Source organism: Streptomyces sp. URMC 127, from assembly GCF_051386535.1.
Taxonomy (GTDB): Bacteria; Actinomycetota; Actinomycetes; order Streptomycetales; family Streptomycetaceae; genus Streptomyces.
Genome location: NZ_JBPQTW010000021.1, coordinates 1 through 17,889, shown reverse-complemented (window position 1 = coordinate 17,889; position 17,889 = coordinate 1). Strand labels below are relative to the sequence as shown.

The window sequence follows — 17,889 nt, the reverse complement described above, 5'->3', positions numbered from 1 at the left end:
GGCCGGCCGCGTGGCCGGAAACGGCCTGTGCGGCCGGACGCGGGCCGCGGTCCTCGCGTACGGACCGGGCCGGTCCGGCCGTCGGGCCGGTGAAGCGGCGTCAGGGACGGGGGCAGGGCTTCCAGGCGAAGTGGTAGAGCGTGTTGATGCTGCCGTCCGTCGAGTCCATCGCCAGGAGGCTGGTGGTCCGCGTGGGGTCCGAGGAGCCGGCGTCCACGCGCAGTTCCGTGTTGATGTTGAAGTAGCGGACCGCCCCGCAGGGGGCGTAGACCAGGGCGTCGATGCCGGTGCTGTCGGACGCCTGCCAGTTGTCGTGGAGCGCACCGGTGAAGGGGTGGTTCACGTACGTGGACTGCGACATGCCCTGGAAGTAGTAGGTGGCCCGCTGCAGGCCGGTGGCACCCTTCTCCAGGTGCGCGAAGCCGCGGTAGTCCGCCTTGGCGACGGCGTAGGTGAAGCCCTGCGGGACGTGGACGTTGAGACTGAGCTGGCAGTTCTTGCGGAAGTCGGTGGGCTTGGCGCCGACGCCCACCTGGGCCGTGTAGCTGCTGTAGGTGACGGTGAAGGCGGTGTTGTCCGGCGAGACGGTCACGTTGGCCGTCCCCGCCGGACAGCCCGAGCCGTTGACCCCGACGACGTCGATCACGATCCGGTCGGGAGGAGGTTCCCCGTACGGAGCGGCTGACGGCGGTGCCACCGGAGCGGCGAACATGGCCACGGCAGCACAGCCGATCGCCACCGGTCCCAACATGGAGGTACCTCCTGCTTCCTCTTCCACGGACGGACTCGTGCGCCCGAAGGCGGCCGGTCAGCGGTCAGGGGCACTCCTTCCAGGCGAAGTGGTAGACCGTGCTGACGCTGCCGTCCGTCGAGTCCATGGCCATGAAGCTGGTGGTCGTCGCCGGGTCCGAGGAGCCGGCGCCCACGCGGAGCTCGGTGTTGACGTTGAGGATCCGCGACACGCCGCAGGGGGCGTAGACGAGGTCGGCGGCTCCCGTCACGTCCGTCGTCTGCCAGTCGTCGCTGACCGGGCCCGTGAAGCGGTGGCTCACCGAGGTCGTCTGGGACATGCCCTGGAAGTAGTAGCTGGCCCGCTCCATGCCCGAGGCCCCGCTCTCCAGGTGCGCGAAGCCGCGGTAGTCCGCCTTGGCGACGGCGTAGGTGAAGCCCTGCGGGACGTGGATGTTCAGGCCGAGCTGGCAGTTCTTGCGGAAGTCGGTGGGCTTGGCGCCGACGCCCACCTGCGCGAGGTACCTGCTGTAGGTCACCGTGAAGGCCGTGTTGTCGTGGGCGACGGCCACGGCGGCCGTTCCCGCGGGGCAGCCCGATCCGTTGACGGCCACGACGTCGATGACGACCCTGTCCGGCGGAGGCACCCCCTGCGACGAGGCGGAGGACGGTGCGAAGGACGCGGCGGCCACCAGGGCCACGGCCGCGCCGGCGGTCAGCACCGGTCTGAACATGGGATTCCCCTTCCTTTGCCGTGCTTTCCGCACGCTCCCCGGCACGGGGAGGCGGTGCGCGCGGCCCATGGCACCACCGAGGAGAGGGCATGTACAGGTCAGGTTGAGCCACCCCGGCGGACCGGCCGGTCACCTCAGGGGCCCCGGCAGGCGCGTGCACACCACCTGCCGGACGCTCTACGGGTCAGGCGCGCTGCACGCGCGCGAAGACGTGCGTGCAGCCGATCTCCCGGAAGCCGCGGCGGGCGTACCACCGGCGCGGCCAGTCCGCCGCGTCGGCGATCAGGAAGCGCGTGCCGCAGCCCGCTCCGGCGGCCAGGCGCAGGGCGGTTGCGAGCACGGCGTCGGCGTGGCCGCGCCCGAGCCGGTCCGCGGCCGTCACGAGGTCCTCCACCTGCGCCAGTCCGGACGCCGCGTCCAGGTAGAGGTCGGCCCAGGACGCGATCGCGCCGTCCTCGCCGCGCGAGCCGACGAAGCGGACGTCGGGGGCGCCGCGCCGCCGGGCCGAGCGCCGCTCGACCAGCTGCCGCACGACCTCCTCGCCGGCGTCCGGCAGGAAGCCGCGCCAGCTCCGGGCGAGCGGTGCCCGGAGCGCCTCCAGGTCCACGGTCTCCGCCTCGCGCGCGGCGGGGCGCACCGGGCCGGAGTGCAGCATCACCAGGTGCGTGGAGTGCTCGTAACCTGCGCGGCGCAGCGGCTCTGCGCAGGCCGTCCCGGCCGCGTCGTCGAGCACCGTGATCATGCGGTACGGCAGGTCTCCCAGCGCCTCGTCCGCGAGGGCGGGCAGCGCGGCGGGGTCGACCGCCGCGCCGACGACGAGCTGGTTGTCCGCCCGGGAGTGGGCGAAGGCGTCGTCCCGGACCGCGAAGCCGCCGGGGACGGCGGCGGTGCGCTCCGCCTGGCGGCGGGCGAAGTCCCGCAGGAAGGCGAGGATCCGCCGGAGTGCTGCGCTGGTGTCGTCCGTGCCGGGCATGCGGCGACCCTAGGCAGCGGGACGCTCGGGACGCGAATGGTTTACGTGCCTGGTTTACACGCCTGGTTACGCGCCGGCGGCGCACGCCGGGTGGCCCCAGCCGCGTTCGCCCTTGGAGATCTTCTCGCCCGCGGCGTACGACTGGCCGCACGGGCACCGACCCGCGAACTTCGCCTTGATCGTCGCCGTGCCGGAGGAGCGCGCCCCGGAGGTGCGCGGCCGGCGGCTCTTGGGCGGGCCGGTGCGCCGGGCCGCCGAGGGCTCGCGCGGGACCGGCACGGGCAGGGCCGCGGCCCCGTGCGCGGTGCCGGCGGCCTGCTGCTGGGCGGCCGCGTCGCTGGCCGCCTGGTCGGCGATCGCGTTCAGGGGGTCGCCGTTCTCCTGGTGGGCCGGCACGTAGCGGAACTCGACGGCGCGGCCCGCGAGGAGGGCGTCGATGCGGATGACGAGCTCGCGGTTGGCCACGGGCGAGCCGGACGAGGTCTTCCACCCGTTGCGCTTCCAGCCGGGCAGCCACTTGGTGACGGCGTTCATCGCGTACTGCGAGTCCATCCGCACCTGCAGGGGAACGGCGGGGTCCGTGGCCTCCAGGAGCTGCTCCAGGGCGGTCAGCTCCGCGATGTTGTTGGTCGCCCGGCCCAGCGGGCCGGCCTCCCAGCGCTCGGGGGCGCCCGTCGCGTCGGCGACGACCCAGGCCCAGCCGGCGGGCCCCGGGTTGCCCTTCGATGCCCCGTCACAGGCGGCGATGATCTGTTCAGACATCCCTCGATGATGCCAGGGATCCGGAGGCGGCCGTTCTGCGGTGTGCGGGCACCGAATACCGGACATTCGCACAAGAGGCCCCGCGGATCGTACGCGCGGCGTGGCCGACCCGGCCGCCGCAGGTCACAGCGAGTGCCGTTCAGATGACAGGCGGCACCGGTTCACCCAGCGGTCCACGGGAGTTGTCCATATTGAGAATGCTAATGACCGAAAATGCCCGTCATTTTTGACTGAGCGCCACGTCATGCCCAAATGTCTGCCAAATGTTGTCAATGAAGCCTCACGGCGGTGGCGTCTTACGGAACGGGGACTTCCGTCTCCTTCTCGCCGGTGCCGCGGTGAGCCAGATCGGCGCTCAGGTGACCGTGGTGGCGCTGCCCCTGGTCGCCGTGGTCGCGCTCGACGCCTCTCCCCTGGAGGCGGGGCTGCTGACCGCCGCCGAGACCGCGGCGTTCCTGCTGGTCGGCCTGCCGGCCGGGGCGTGGCTGGACCGGCTGCGCCGGCTGCCCGTCCTCATCCGCGCCGACGTCGTCCGCGCGGCGGCGATGGCGACCCTGCCGCTCGCCGCCTGGGCCGGGGCGCTGACCATGGCGCAGCTGTACGTGGTCGCCCTGGTCACCGGCGTGGCCACCGTCTTCTTCGACATCGCGCACCAGAGCTACCTGCCGTCCCTGCTGCCCCGTGAGCAGCTGGTCGCGGGCAACGGCGCCCTGGAGACGGCCCGTTCGTCGGCCCAGGTGGCGGGCCCCGGGCTGGGCGGCGCCCTGGTCCAGCTCCTCGGAGCGCCCTTCGCCCTGCTCGCCGACGCACTGGGCTACCTGCTGTCCGCGGTCTTCCTGCGCGGCATACGGGCCCGCGAGCCGGAGCCCGTCCCCGCGCCGGGCGTGCCGCTGCGCGCCCAGGTCGCGGAGGGGCTCGCCTTCGTCTTCCGGCACCCCGTCCTGCGCATGATCGCCTGTGCCACGGCGCTCGCGAACTTCTTCACCGCGATGCTCGTGGCGGTCCAGACGGTGTTCCTGGTGCGCGTGCTGGAACTGCCGCCGGGCGTTATGGGTCTGATGATGTCCGCCTCGGCGGTCGGCGGCCTGGCCGGCGCCCTGTGCGCGGGGGCGCTCGCGCGCGCGGTCGGGCAGGCGAGAGTAATCTGGCTGTCGACCGTGGTCACCGGGCCGTTCGCCCTGCTGTGGCCGCTGGCCGGCCGGGGCGCGTCCGCCGCGCTGTTCGCCCTCGCGTCAGCGGCCGTGTTCTTCGGCGCCGTCGTCTACAACGTCGCGCAGGTCAGCTTCCGGCAACTGCTCTGCCCGGACGAGCTGCTGGGCCGCATGAACGCCACACTGCGCTTCATGGTGTGGGGCACGATGCCGCTCGGGGCGCTGGCGGGCGGAGCGGTCGCGCAGGCCGCGGGGGCGCGCACGGCAGTGTGGCTGTGCGCCGCCGGGATCCTGCTGGTGCCGGTGCCGCTGCTGGCCTCCCCCCTGCGGGGCCTGCGCGACCTGCCGGCCGCGCGGGCGGTCACCGGCTGACCCGGACGGGGCCGGGCCCTGGGCGGGCCTGCAGCGTACGACCGCGCCGGCGGGCGGGTCCGCCGCCCCGAATCGTAGCCGCCCCGAACCGAAACCGACCCCCGCCCGCTCTCGCGCCGCCCGGGACCTGCGAACCGTCCCGGCCCGGCGCACCGGCCCGCCGTTACCGCCACGCCCGCGGCAGGCGCCCGCAGATCGCCGGCCCGTCCCTGCCCACCGCCCCTCTCGTCCCACGAGTTGCCGCGCCCACCGGCGCGCAGGAGGTCACCGTGCAATCCGGCACCATCACCTCGTCCTACCTCGCCCGCTACCGGCGCCTCGCCGGCGGCGACGGCGGGCCCGGCGGCGCTCTGCCCGTCACGGGTGCGCAGCGGCGTTTCCTCCTCGCCCGGCGGCTCGATCCGGCGGGGCGGGCCGCTCTCGTGCCGCTGTTCTTCTCCTTCCCCGCGGGGGCGGTCGACCCGGAGCGGCTGCGGGCGGCCGCCGGTCATCTGGCCGCGCTGCACCCGGCGTTGCGGGCGCGGCAGCTGGTGGAGCGCGGGGTGCCGCTGCAGGTGCCCGGCGCGCCCGCCGGGCACGTCCGGCGCGTCCTGCCGCGCCCCGGGGAGTCCGCCCGCGAGGCGCTGCTGCGCGCCCTGGGTGCCTTGCCGGCCGCCGTGCCGCCGCTGCAGTTCCTCCTCGCGGCCGGCGGCAACGGTGGCGAGGAGGTCCTCGCGCTCGTCCTGGACCACGCGGCCTGCGACGAGCAGTCGCTGGGCCTGATCACGGCGGGCCTGACCGAGGCGTACCGCGACGGGCGGGGGCCGCTGGACGCGCCGGCGGACGCGGTGGCGGACGGCCTGGCCGCCTACCGGGACGCCGTGCACCTGCAGCTCGCCGCGGAGGAGAAGGCGTCGCACGCGGACGCCCTCGCGTACTGGGCCCGGCGCCTGGCAGGCATACGCGGCAACGCCGCCCGCCCAGCTGACGCCCCGTCAACAGCCGGTACGGGCAGCGCCCTGCGCCGGCTGCCCCTCGGCGGGGACGGCGGCGGGCGGGCCACGGCCTTCCCCGCCCTCCTCGGCGCCTGCGTCACCGCGGCCCGCACGCTCCACGGCCCGGGCTCCGTACCGGTCCTGGGCTATCCGTGGGGCGGCCGTCCCCCGGCCGCCGCCCCGGTCCTGGGCTGCTTCCTCAACACGGTCGCCCACCCGGCGGACGAGCGCGACCCCGCCGGGCGGGCCGCCGCGTGGTGGGACGACCTCGACCACGCCGACACCCCGTTCGACGAGGTCGTCCACGCGGCCCGGCGGGCCGGGGCGGCCTGGACGGGGCGGCTCGACGGCCTCCTCACCTTCGAGGACCTCGGCCGCCGCCCGCCGCTCGCCCTCGGCGGCGCCACGGGGCAGGAGATCCACCTCGACGGCCGCCCGCTCCAGGCCCCCTTCGCCGTCTCCGTCTCCTACGGCACCGACCTGCTCGTCCGCATGGCCTGGGACCGGTCGGCCGTAGCGGACGACCGCGCGGAGGCGGCCTTCGCCTCCCTGACCGAGGCACTGGACACACCGGCCGCCCAGCCCGCGCCCGCGGGCTGAGCTCGCCGCGCACCGGCCCCGTGCCGCGCCGCCCGACCGGCGCGCGGCCCCCGGGGCGCCGCTCCACCGGCCGCACCGGCCCACCGGCCCCGGCCCGTGACACAACCGAACCGGAACAGGAAAGGCTGATCATGTTCGGACTCTCCACATCCCAGGAGATCGTCTGGCTGCACGAGCAGATGCAGCCCGGCAGCCGCGCCTACAACTTCACCGCCACCGTGGACCTGCGGGGCGCCCTCGACGGCGACGCGCTCCGCGAGGGCCTGGCGGCCGCCCTCGACCGCCACCCCGGCCTGCGCCTCGAACTCGTCGACTCCCCCGGCGGCCTGCCCGGCCAGCGCGTGCGGGAGCACTGCGCGCCCCGGCTGCGCACCGCCGACCTCGGCGGCGAGGCGGACCCGGAGGCGGCCTTCGCCGGGCTGCTGCGCACCGAGGCCGAGACGCCGCTCGACGTGCACGAGGCGCCGCTGCTGCGCTGGTGCCTCGTGCGGCTGGGCCCGGACCACCACCGGCTCGTGCACGTCGAGCACCACCTCGTCCACGACGGGCACTCGTTCGCGATCCTGCTGAACGACGTGTTCACCGTCTACCGGGCGCGCGTGCTCGGCGAGCGGGCGGACCTGCCGCCCGCCCCCTCGTACACCGATCACATCGAAGCGGCCGGCAGCCCCGAGCGCGAGGCCCGGCGCGCGGCGGGCCTTGAGTACTGGCAACGCGAGCTGGCCGACGCGTCGTTCGGCCTGCCGCTGCCCGGCCTCGCCCGGCCCGGCGCCCGGCGCCGGCACGCGGGCGGGCAGCTGCGCCAGTCCGTGGACGCGGAGCTGGCCGAGCGCCTGCGCGCCCACAGCCGCGCCCAGGGCCACACCCCGTTCTCCACGCTCCTCGCGCTCTTCGCCGAGCTGCTGCGCCGCCACAGCGGCCGCGCCGACCTGGTCGTCGGCACGGCGGTCGGCAACCGCCCCGAGGGCTTCGAGCAGGCCGCCGGCATGTTCGTCAACACGATCCCGCTGCGGCTGCGCCTCGACCCGGCGGCCGGTGCGGACGAGGCGGTCGACGAGGTCACCGACAGCCTCATCCGGTCCCTGCCGCACCAGGACGTGCCGGTGCAGGTGCTCACCCGCGAGCTGGGCCTGCACACGTCCGGCGCGGACAACCCGCTGTTCAGCGTCATGTTCAGCGCCCACGACGCGGCGCTGCCGGAGATCGGCGTGCCGGGCCTGGAGGTGTCGCTGTTCGAGGGCTTCAACACCGGGACCACGCGCTTCGACCTGGACCTGGTGCTGCTCCCGGACGACCGGCGCACGGTCGGCCCGCGGAGCGGCCCGGCCGGCATGACGCTGGTGTGGGACTACGACCGGGACCTGTTCGACGAGGACGCCGCCCGGCTGCTCGCCGACCGCTTCCTCGGTCTCGTCCGGGCCTATCTGGAGGAGCCGCAGGCACCGCTCGCGGCACTCGGCGCGCAGCCGGAACGCCTGCCGGAGGGGTCTGCACCAACGCCGGCCGGGGAGCCGGTGGACCCCGGCGCCGTCCTCGACCCCGTCTCCCGGCACGACCCCGGCGCCCCCGCCCTCGTCAGCGGCGCCCGGAAGATCACCTACGGTGAACTCGGCCGCATGGCCGACGAGCTGGCCGGGCGGCTGCGCGCGGCGGGCGTCACCGCCGGGCAGCCGGTCGCGGCCGTCCTGCCGCGCGGCGTGGACACCGTCGTAACGCTGCTCGCGTGCCTGCGCACGGGCGCGGTGTACTGCCCGCTGTCGCCCAACGACCCGGCGAGCCGCCTGGAGACGCTGCTGCGCCGCCTGTCCCCGGCCCTCGTCCTGACGGACCGCGAGAGCGCCCTCGCCCTGCCCGCGGAGGGCCTGCCGGCCCCGGTCGCGCTGCCCGGCGGCGACGGGCCGTTCCCCGCCGCGGCGCCCGCGGCGCGCATCGACGACGGCGCGTACGTCATCCACACCTCCGGTTCGACGGGCCTGCCCAAGGCCGTGGCCGTGGGCCGCGCCGCGCTCGCCCACCACATGACGGTCGTGGCGGGGCGCTTCGGGCTGCGCCCGGACGACAGGGCGCTGCTCTTCGCCCAGCCCTCGTTCGACGTGGCGCTGGAGGAGGTGCTGCCGTCCCTGCTGGCCGGTGCGTGCCTGGTGGTGCCGCAGCGGGAGGTGCCGACAGCGGCCGAGCTGGTCGCCGTCCTGGCGGCCCGCCGCGTCACCGTCGCCAACCTGCCGACGAGCTACCTCCTGGCCGTACGGGAAGAGCTGTGCGAGGCGCTCCGCGAAGGCATGTGGAAGCCACGGCTGCTGGTCGCCGGCGGCGAGCGGCTGCCGTCCGCCGCCCTGCGGGACGTCCTCGCCGCCACGGACGCGACGGTCCTCAACGCGTACGGGGTGACGGAGGCGACCATCACCTCCACGGTCCACGAAGTGACCCGCGAGGGCGCCGGCGCCGCCGGGGAGGGCGAAGTCCCGCTGGGGACCGCCCTGCCGGGCGTCGGCGTCCACGTCCTGGACACCGGTCTGCGGCCGCTGCCGGTGGGCGCGGTCGGCGAACTCGCCGTCTCGGGCGCGGCGCTCGCCGACGGCTACCTCGGCGGCGGTGAGGCCGCCGAGGCGACGGCGGCCCGGTTCGTGACCGTGCCCGCGCTCGGCGGAGCCCGCGCCTACCTGACCGGCGACCTCGGATACCGCGACCGCGACGGCCTGCTGTGGTTCCTCGGACGCCGGGACAACCAGGTCAAGCTGCGCGGCTACCGCATCGAGCTGGAAGAGATCGAGGCCGTGGCCTCCGACGTGCTCGGCGGCCGCTCGTGCGCGGTCGTCCTCGCCCACGACGCCGGCGGAGCCCCCTGCCTGACCGGCTTCGCCGACGGCGGGGAGGAGATCGATCAGGCCCTGCTGCACAAGGCGCTGTCCGAGCGGCTGCCCGCCGCGCTCGTCCCCGCGCGCTGGCTCCGGCCCGCGGCGATGCCGGTGCTGCCCGGCGGCAAGCCGGACCGCGCCGCGCTGGCCCGCCTCGCCGCCGAAGCGACGGCCGCCGGCGGCCCGGAGCAGCGGGAGGACCACGAGCAGCACGGGGAGCACGGCAGCACCGACCCGCACGTCGCCCTGCTCGCGGAGGGCTGGCGGGAGGTGCTGGGACACGACCGGTTCTCGCCGTCGTCCCACTTCTTCCAGGTCGGCGGGCACTCCCTGCTGGCCGCCCACCTCGCCGCGTGGCTGGAGCCCCGGCTCGGCTCGCGCCCGCCCCTGCGCGTCCTCTTCCAGCACCCCGTCCTCGCCGACCAGGCCCGCGCCCTGACGGAGGCCGCACGATGAGCAACGCCGCCCCCTCGTCGGTCCTGGAGACCGAGCACCGCGACGTCGCCGCCGCCTTCACCGCGTTCGTCCGCCGGGAGCTGGAACCGCTGGCCGCCGAGCTCCCCGAGGACGGGGGCCTGCCGCCGGCCGAGCTCCGTACGTACGTACGCCGCCGCTCGGCGAAACTGGGCTTCTACGCCGGTGACCACCCCGAGGAACTCGGCGGCTCCGGCATGCCGTTCACCGCCGTGGTCATGCTGCACCACGCCGCCGGGCGCAGCGGCTGCCCGCTCGCCCCGTACGCGCTCGCCGGGTCCGACGGCCCGAGCCCGCTGCTGCGCCGGGGCACGCAAGCGCAGATCGAGCGGTACCTGAAGCCGCTCGTGCGGGGCGAGGCGACGCGCTGCCTCGCCCTGACCGAGCCGAACGCCGGGTCGGACGCGTTCCGCCTCAGCACGACCGCGCGGCAGGACGCGGACGGCGACTGGGTTCTGTCGGGGCGCAAGACGTTCGTCAGCAACGCCGGGCACGCCGACTTCGTCATCGTCGTGGCCCGGGCGGTGGACGGCGACGGCAAGGACCTCGGGCCGACCGCGTTCGTCACGGCCATGGACCGCCCGCGGCTGCGCGTCGGCCAGCGCTACGAGGGCATGTCCGGCGAGGAGTTGTACGAGCTCGTGCTCGACGAGGTGCGGCTGCCCGCCGACGCCGTCATCGGCGGCGGGGCGGGCGTGGGCGCCGCGCTCGGCGACGGCATGGACAGCCTCTCGCGGGGCCGGCTCGTGGTGGCGGCGATGTGCAACGGCATCGCCGAGTACGCGCTGGAGCTCGGGGCCGGGTACGCGCGCGAGCGGAAGGCGTTCGGGGAGCGCATCGGCGCGTACCAGCACGTGCAGGAGCATCTCGTGAGCAGCCGGGCGGAGGTGGAGGCGGCCAAGCTGCTGACGCTGGCGTGCGCGCGGCTGGTGGACGACGGCGTGGAGGCCCCGGAGAACGCGGCGCTCGCCAAACTGACGTCCTCCGAGACCGCGGTCCGCGTCGTCGACCGGGCGCTGCAGGTGCACGGGGCGACGGGGTGGGTGCGCGGCCACCCCCTGGAATTCCTCTACCGGCACGTCCGGATGATGACGATCATCGAGGGGACCTCCGAGATCCAGAAGGTGATCGTCGCCCGGGCGATGGGGCTGGGCTGACCGCGCCCGCGCCCTCTTTGCCATCCCTTCTCCTGCCGACGACGTCACGGAGGAACCATGACTTCTTCACACATGGCTGAACACCTGTCCATTGCACATGGCGGCACCGCCACCGCTGAGGGCTGGGACGACGTCCTGGCCCGGTACGCCCACCACGTCTCCGCCGCGCCGGACGCGCCCGCCGTCGAGGACGGCGACCTGACCTGGACCTACGCCGAACTCGACGCCCTCGCCGGGCGGACGGCCGACGCGCTGCGCGGCCGGGTGCGGCCCGGCGACCTCGTGGCCGTCTGCCTGGACCGCTCCGCCGCCCTGGCCGCCACGGCCGTCGCCGTGGCCCGGCTCGGCGCCGTCTACCTCCCGCTGGGGCCACGCCCCGGCGAGCGGCGGCTGGCCGCGGTCGCGGACGGGCTGCGCGTCGCCTGCCTGATCGGCGCGCCCGAGGCGCTGCCCGAGGGGTACGCGGGCGCCGAGCGGCTCTCCCTGCCGCTGCCCTCCGAGGGCGCCAACGCGCCCGGCGAGGCCGTCGCGGCGTTCCCCGCCGCCAGCCCGGGCGCGGAGCGCCCCGCCGCCCCGGACGGCACCTTCTACGCGGTGCTCACCTCCGGCTCGACCGGTGTTCCCAAGGCCGTGGCCGTGCCGGGCACCGCGCTCGCCGCCCGGCTGCGCTGGTACGCCGCGCGCACCGCCGCCCGGCCCGGCGACCGGCACAGCCTGCTCGTCGGTGTCTCCTTCGACCCGCACGTCCTGGAGCTGTGGGCCGCCCTGACCTCCGGCGGCGCCCTCGCCGTGCCCCCGGACGACGTCCGCTGGGACCCCGAGGTCCTCACCGCTTGGTGGCGGCGGGCGGGCGTGGCCGTGGCCATCCTGCCCACCCCGCTCGCCGAGATCGTCCTCGAACGCCCCTGGCCGGACCTCCCGGCGCTGCGCCACCTCAGCATCGGCGGCGACCGGCTGCGCCGCCGCCCCGGACCGGGTGTCACCGCGCGCGTGGACAACGCGTACGGGCCGGCCGAGGCCACCGTCGTGGCGACCGCCCACGACCTCGCCTCCGGCGGCGACGCCCCCGGCACTCCCCCGCCCATCGGCACACCCGTCGACGGCACCGTGGTGTGCGTCACCGGCCCCGACGGGCGCGTCGTGCCGCGCGGCGAGGCGGGCGAACTGCGGATCGGCGGCGCCGGGCTCGCGAGCGGGTACCTGGACGAGGCCCTCACCGCCCGCCGCTTCGTCGCCCCGCCGCCCGGGGTGACCGGAACCGGCCGCGTCTACCGCACCGGGGACCGGGTGCGGATGCGGCCGGACGGCGTCCTGGAGTTCCTCGGCCGCCTGGACGACCAGGTGAAGGTGCGTGGCGCCCGGATCGAACCGGCCGAGGCGGAGGCCGCGTTCGAGGACGACCCGCGGGTCCTGCGGGCCGTCGTCGCGGCGGAGACCGCCACCGGCGGCGACGTCCGGCTGATCGCGTTCGTCCGGCTCGCGCCGGAGGCGGGTGCCCTGCCTGCGGCCGAGTTGCTGGACGCGGTGCGCGGCCGGCTGCCCGAGCAGGCGGTGCCGTCGGCGCTGCGCTACGTGGAGGCGTTCCCGCTCGACGCCAACGGCAAGGTGGACCGGGCGGCGCTGCTGGCCGGTGCGAGCACCGCTCGCGCGGCGGCGGGCGACGACGCCGGTACGGACACGGAGCGGCTCGTGGTCGAGCTGTGCCGGGAGCTCCTCGGCCGGCCGGAGACGGGCCCCGGCGACAACTTCCTCGCCTCGGGCGGCGATTCCCTGACCGCGGCACGCCTGCTGACGGCCCTGGAGGAACGCTTCGGCGTCCGGCTCCGCGCCCCGCAGCTCCTGCGCCAGCGGGACCTGAGCGGCGTGGCGGCACTGGTGGACGCGCGCCGGGAGGTCACGCCGGGTGCGGCGGGGGCGGCCGATCGCCGCGGGACGGCCACCTCTGCCGCCGCCACGGCGGCCACCCGCGACGGCAAAGGCGCGCACCCCCGCCCGGCCGAGCCCCGCCAGGGCCTCGGCCCAGCAGGCACCACCGACCCGGAGGGGTCGACCGCCCTTCCCGCCGCCACGGCGGACACTCGTGACGGCAAGGGCCCGGACACCCGCCCGGTGGAGCCCGGCCAGGGCCTCGGCCCGGCCGAGCCGGTCCTCTTCTCCGCCGCCACGGCGGACGACCACCACGGCGAGGGTCCGGCGGAATGCCCGGCCGCCTCGGCCACCCCCGTCGGGCCGGACCCGACCGGCCCCGGCGGCGTTCTGGGGCGCGTTCTCGCGCATGCCGCGGCAGAGCCGTCCGCCCTCGCCGTGACGGACGGCGAACTCACCCTCACCTACGGGGAGCTGACCGCCGCCGCCCGCCGGCTCGCCGGGGCCCTGCGGGCCCGCGGGGTCGGGCGCGGCACCTCCGTCGGGCTGCTGCTGCCGCACTCGGTGGGCATCGTCGTGGCGAAGCTCGCCGTCTGGTGGGCGGGCGGCCACTACGTGCCGCTGGACGCGGCGTACCCGCGCGCCCGTACCGAGGCGATGCTCGCCGGCGCGGGCGTCTGCCTGGTCGTCGGCGAGAAGGACCTGCTCGAAGCGGCGGGCATACCGGCCGTCCGGACGCTCGCGCTGACCGCGGGCGGCCTGGCCGGGTGCTACGGGACCGACGCCGCCGACGACAACGACCTGCCCGAGCCTCCCGCCTACGACCCCGGCGCGACGGCGTACGTGATGTACACCTCGGGCTCGACCGGCCGCCCGAAGGGCGTGGCGATCACCCACCGCGGCGTGGCGGGGCTGACCTGCGACCCGGACTTCCTGACGGTCACCGGCCGGGACCGGGTGCTGTTCCACTCGGCGCTGACCTTCGACGGCTCGCCGTTCGAGCTGTGGGCGGCCCTCGCCAACGGCGCGGCCGCGGCCGTCCCGACGGCGGGACGGCAGTCGCTGGAGGGCCTGGCGCGGGACGCGGAGCGCCTGGGCGCCACGGTGGCGTTCCTGACGACGGCGCTCTTCCACCACCTCGCCGCGCGCCGCTCGCCGCTCTTCTCGGTCCTGCGCTCGGTGATCGTGGGCGGCGAGGCGCTGTCGGCGCGGCACGCGCGCGCCGTCCTGCGCGCGCACCCGTGGCTGGAGCTGGTCAACGGCTACGGTCCGACGGAGACCACGTCGTTCGCGACGGCACACCGCGTGCGGGACGCGGACTGCGACGCCCCGCCGCCGATCGGCCGCCCGGTGGCCGGGGCGACGGCGCACGTGATGGACGACCACGGCCGGGAGGCGGCCCCCGGCGAGCGCGGCGAGCTGTGGGTCGGCGGGCCCCGCCTCGCGGCGGGCTACCTGGGCCAGGAGGCCCTGACCGCGGAGCGCTTCGTGGAGCATCCGACGGCGGGGCGGCTCTACCGCACGGGCGACGTCGTGTCGGCGCGCCCGGACGGGACGCTGGAGTTCCACGGCCGCGTGGACGACCAGGTCAAGGTCCGCGGCTTCCGGATCGAGCCGGGCGAGATCGAGCACGCCCTGCGCGACCACCCGCGGGTGGCGGACGCGGCGGTGACCGTCGTACGGGCGGGCGAGGACGACGCGCGCCTGGTCGCGTTCGTCGTGCCCGACGGCGAGGGGCAGCCCGCCGTGGCGGCCCTGCGCGACCACCTGGCCGGGCGGCTGCCGGCGCACCTGCTGCCCAACGCGTGGTCCGTGGTGGACGCCCTGCCGCTGACGCGCACCGGCAAGGTGGACCGGCGGGCGCTCGCCGCGCGGCCGCTGCCCGGCCTGCCGCAGCCGGGGAACGCGTCCGGGCCCGTACGGCCGGAGCTGACGCCCCTGCAGCGGGCGGTGGCCGACGCCTGGGCGCGGGCACTGGAGTGCGAGGTCGACGACCCGGACGCGGACTTCCTGGCCCTGGGCGGGCATTCGCTGCTCGCGCTGGGCGTCGTGGACGACCTGCGCGAGGACCTCGGCGTGGAGCTGACGCTGGCCGCGTTCTTCGCGGCGCCCACGGTGGCCGGACAGGCGGCCCTGGTCGAGGAGGCCCTGACGGAGACGTACGGCAAGGAGCCGGACGGCACGGAACAGGACGGCGAGCGGACGGGGGCCGCGCTGTGAGCGGTACGGCTTCGGAGGCCGCCCGGCAGGAGGCCCTGCTGCAGCGCGCCCGCCGCCGCAGCGCGGACGCCCGGGCCCGCCGGCAGGAGGGTCCCGCGCCCGCGGGGGACGACGGCCCCGCGCCGCTGTCCCACGCGCAGCACCGGATGTGGCTGATGGAGCGCCTGGGCCGGGGCGGCGCGGTCTACAACGTGCCGTTCGCGACGCGGGTGCGCGGCTCCTTCGACGCGGAGGCCTTCGGCCGGGCCCTCACCGGCCTGGTGCGCCGCCACGAGGTGCTGCGGACGCGCTACGGCCGGCGCGGCGGCGAGCCGTGCCAGGAGGTGACGGAGGTGCGGCAGGTGCCTGTGCGCACCGTCGATGCCGCCGCCGGGGAGGCCGCGCGGCAGGTGCTGGCCGAGGAGGCGGCCCGCGGCTTCGACCTCGCGGCCGGCCCCGTGCTGCGGGCCCTGCACGTCCGGCACGCCGCGGACGACCACACCCTGCTCCTGACGTTCCATCACATCGCCGTGGACGGCGGCTCCCTGGACGTGATCGCCCGCGAGCTCGGCGAGCGCTACCGCGCCGAGGTCGCGGGACGCGACGCGGAGCCGGAGCGCGCCGCGCCGCGGTACGCGGACTTCGCCCGGCGGGAGCGGGCCGGTTCCCAGGCGCTGGACGAGGGCCTCGCGTACTGGACCGGGCGGCTCGCGGGCGCCCGCCCCGTACCCCTCCCTCAAGGCGGAGCGGAGCCCGGCGGCCGGGGCGAAGCGCGGACGCTGTCCGTGCCCCTGCCACCGGGAACGGCCGAGGGGCTGCGGGCGACGGGCCGCGCGCACCGGGCCACGCTGTTCACCGTGGTGCTGTCCGCGGCGTTCGCGGCGCTCCTGGAGGCGACCGGCGAGGAGGACCTCGTCATCGGCTGCGCCAGCAGCCACCGCGACACGGCGGGGGCGCGCGACCTGGTGGGCCTGTGCGTGAACACGCTCCCGGTGCGGCCGGTCCTGTCCGGGGCCGGGGACACGCACGCGCTGCTGGAGCGGGTGCGGGACGCGCTCCTGGAGGCGCAGCGCCACCGGCACGTCCCGTTCGACCTCATGGTCGAACGGCTCGGTGCCGCCGCCCGCGACGCCGGCGGCAACCCCTTGGTGGGCGTGACCGCGGACGTCCTGGCCCCGCCGCCCGTCCTGCGACTGGCCGGGGCGGAATGCGAGCCCGTGGACGTCCCCCTGGACGGGGTCAAGTTCGGCCTCGGCCTCTACCTGGACGAGGGGACGGCCGGCCGGGGGCAGGACGGTCCGCGCTGCCTGGTGCGCTACGACCGCGGCCGCCTCGGCGAGGAGCCGGCCCGCCGGCTGCTGGACGGCTTCGCGGAGGTGCTGGCGTCGCTGGCGGCGGGCGGGAACCGGCCGCTGGACACGGCGGGCAGGCGGCTCCAGGAGATGGATGGGGCCGCTGGGCTTCCCGCGCCGTCCGGGGCCCCCGCGGATGCGGAACTCCACGGCGCCGCCACCGCCGTCGCGGAGGTCTTCGCCGAGCTGCTGGGCGAACACCCAGGCCCCGAGGGGGACTTCTTCCTCCTCGGCGGGCACTCCCTGCTCGCGGTCCGGGTCGCCGAGCGCCTCCGGGAGCGCCTGCACGTGCCCCTGACGGGCCTCGACGTCCTGGAGCAGCGCACCCCGCGGGCGCTGGGGGCACTGCTGGACGAGCGGGCGCGGGCGCGCCGCCGCCCGCCGCCCCGCGCCGCCGCGGCGGCCGGGCGGCGCTCCGCCGCGGGCACGGTCCTCGTCACCGGCGGCACCGGCGGGGTCGGGGCGTTCGTGCTGCGGGAGCTGGCGGCCCGCGGCCGGCCGGTCCGGGCGCTCGTACGGCCCGAGTCGGCGCACCTGGTGGCGGCCGAAGGGGTGGAGGCCGCCGAGGGCGACCTGGCCGACGCGGACAGCCTGCGCGCGGCCGTCACAGACGACGTGACCGCGGTCATCCACGCGGCCTGCACGTTCACTTCCCCGGACGTGGACGTCGCGGCGATGCGGGCCCTGCTGGACGGCTGGCGGCGCGGCTCGTTCGTCTTCGTCAGCAGCGTGGACGCCTACGGGCGGCCTTCGGCGGCCGACGTCGCCGAGGACACCGCACCGCAGGAGCCGCTCACCCCGTACGGGCGGGCCAAGCTCGCCTGCGAGCGGATGCTGTGGGAGGCGGCGGGCACGGGCGGCCGGGGCGGGGCCGCCGTGGTGCGGGCCCCGATCGTGTGGGGCCCGCACCCCCGGCTGCGCGACCAGCTGCGCTGGGGGGCGACCGGTGCGCTCTTCCAGGCGGCCCGTGCCGGGGAGCCGGTCGTGCTGCCCGCGACGGGCGCCGTCCCCGCCTCCGGGGACCGGTGGTCCGGCGCCCCGTGGATCCACGCCGCGGCGCTCGCCCGGGCCCTGGTGACGTGCGCGGAACGGCCCCCGCAGGGCACGGTCAACGCCATCGGGGGGCACGTGGGCTGGGAGGAGTTCGCCACCGAGCTGATCCGGCTGCTGGGCAGCTCCAGCACCGTCGTCGCCGGCGGCCCGGCGCCCGGCCTGCTGCACCGTCACCGCTACCGCGCCGAGGCCCTGGCCGAGGAGCTGGTGCCGCGCCCCGGCGAGGACTGGCGCTCGGCGATCGCGGCGATGCTGGCGCTCTGACCACCCGTACGCTCTGGCCACCCGCACGCCCTGACCGCGCCGGAAAACCGTCGGGCCACCAGGACATCGCCCTGGTGGCCCGACGGTATTACGTGCACCCGCCGTGAAGAACGACGGAGCCCGGCGGACGTCACGGGCACAAAACGGACGATCGTCTGCCGAGGGGCCGAAAGTTGCCCATGGGGCTGCGCGGACCGTTGATGGGAGGGTGCCGCCCCCGCTTCCATGGCGCCTGCCCCGGCACGCCCGAGTGCCGGGCACGTGACGAGGGGGGACACCTTGCCCGGCTTACGCAGACCCGGAAGGCGCCCGGGAAGACCGAGAAGATCCGGAGCACAGAGCGGCATCACCGGTGCGGCGGCGCTGATCAGCGC

10 protein-coding genes are annotated in these 17,889 nt (G+C 76.5%); 6 read left to right on the top strand and 4 right to left on the bottom strand.

Going from position 1 to position 17,889, the window contains the following annotated elements:
- Positions 1–100 precede the first annotated feature (100 nt).
- The 4 genes from ACSNOH_RS07730 to ACSNOH_RS07715 form a co-directional block, all read right to left on the bottom strand.
- Entirely contained in the window at positions 101–751 is a 651-nt protein-coding gene (locus tag ACSNOH_RS07730) for a DUF4360 domain-containing protein (RefSeq protein WP_436720458.1), read from the bottom strand.
- A 64-nt stretch (positions 752–815) separates the two neighbouring features.
- A complete protein-coding gene (locus ACSNOH_RS07725) occupies positions 816–1,463 on the bottom strand; it encodes a DUF4360 domain-containing protein (RefSeq protein WP_436720457.1) in 648 nt (215 codons plus the stop codon).
- 184 nt (positions 1,464–1,647) lie between these two features.
- Positions 1,648–2,436 carry a GNAT family N-acetyltransferase gene (locus ACSNOH_RS07720; RefSeq protein ID WP_436720456.1) on the bottom strand — a complete coding sequence of 263 codons (789 nt, stop codon included), beginning with the start codon at positions 2,434–2,436 and terminating at the stop codon, positions 1,648–1,650.
- A gap of 66 nt (positions 2,437–2,502) precedes the next feature.
- On the bottom strand, positions 2,503–3,198 hold the full coding sequence (locus ACSNOH_RS07715; RefSeq protein WP_436720455.1) for a ribonuclease H family protein: 696 nt from the start codon (positions 3,196–3,198) through the stop codon (positions 2,503–2,505).
- Between the two features lie 338 nt (positions 3,199–3,536).
- On the opposite strand from ACSNOH_RS07715, the gene ACSNOH_RS07710 reads away from it, so the two are divergent.
- The 6 genes from ACSNOH_RS07710 to ACSNOH_RS07685 all read left to right on the top strand — a co-directional run bounded on the left by ACSNOH_RS07710 (position 3,537) and on the right by ACSNOH_RS07685 (position 17,515).
- Positions 3,537–4,721 (top strand): MFS transporter, encoded by a 1,185-nt coding sequence (locus ACSNOH_RS07710; protein ID WP_436720454.1) that lies wholly within the window; start codon positions 3,537–3,539, stop codon positions 4,719–4,721.
- A gap of 269 nt (positions 4,722–4,990) precedes the next feature.
- Positions 4,991–6,295, top strand: a complete 1,305-nt coding sequence (locus ACSNOH_RS07705) for a non-ribosomal peptide synthetase (protein WP_436720453.1) — start codon at positions 4,991–4,993, stop codon at positions 6,293–6,295.
- Between the two features lie 131 nt (positions 6,296–6,426).
- Positions 6,427–9,606 carry a non-ribosomal peptide synthetase gene (locus tag ACSNOH_RS07700; RefSeq protein WP_436720452.1) on the top strand — a complete coding sequence of 1,060 codons (3,180 nt, stop codon included), beginning with the start codon at positions 6,427–6,429 and terminating at the stop codon, positions 9,604–9,606.
- Positions 9,603–10,781, top strand: a complete 1,179-nt coding sequence (locus tag ACSNOH_RS07695; protein WP_436720451.1) for an acyl-CoA dehydrogenase family protein — start codon at positions 9,603–9,605, stop codon at positions 10,779–10,781. Before ACSNOH_RS07700 ends, ACSNOH_RS07695 begins: the two co-directional genes overlap by 4 nt.
- Before the next feature lie 57 nt (positions 10,782–10,838).
- A complete protein-coding gene (locus ACSNOH_RS07690) occupies positions 10,839–14,867 on the top strand; it encodes an amino acid adenylation domain-containing protein (protein WP_436720450.1) in 4,029 nt (1,342 codons plus the stop codon).
- Entirely contained in the window at positions 14,864–17,515 is a 2,652-nt protein-coding gene (locus ACSNOH_RS07685) for a condensation domain-containing protein (RefSeq protein WP_436720449.1), read from the top strand. Before ACSNOH_RS07690 ends, ACSNOH_RS07685 begins: the two co-directional genes overlap by 4 nt.
- The last annotated feature ends 374 nt before the right edge of the window (positions 17,516–17,889 follow it).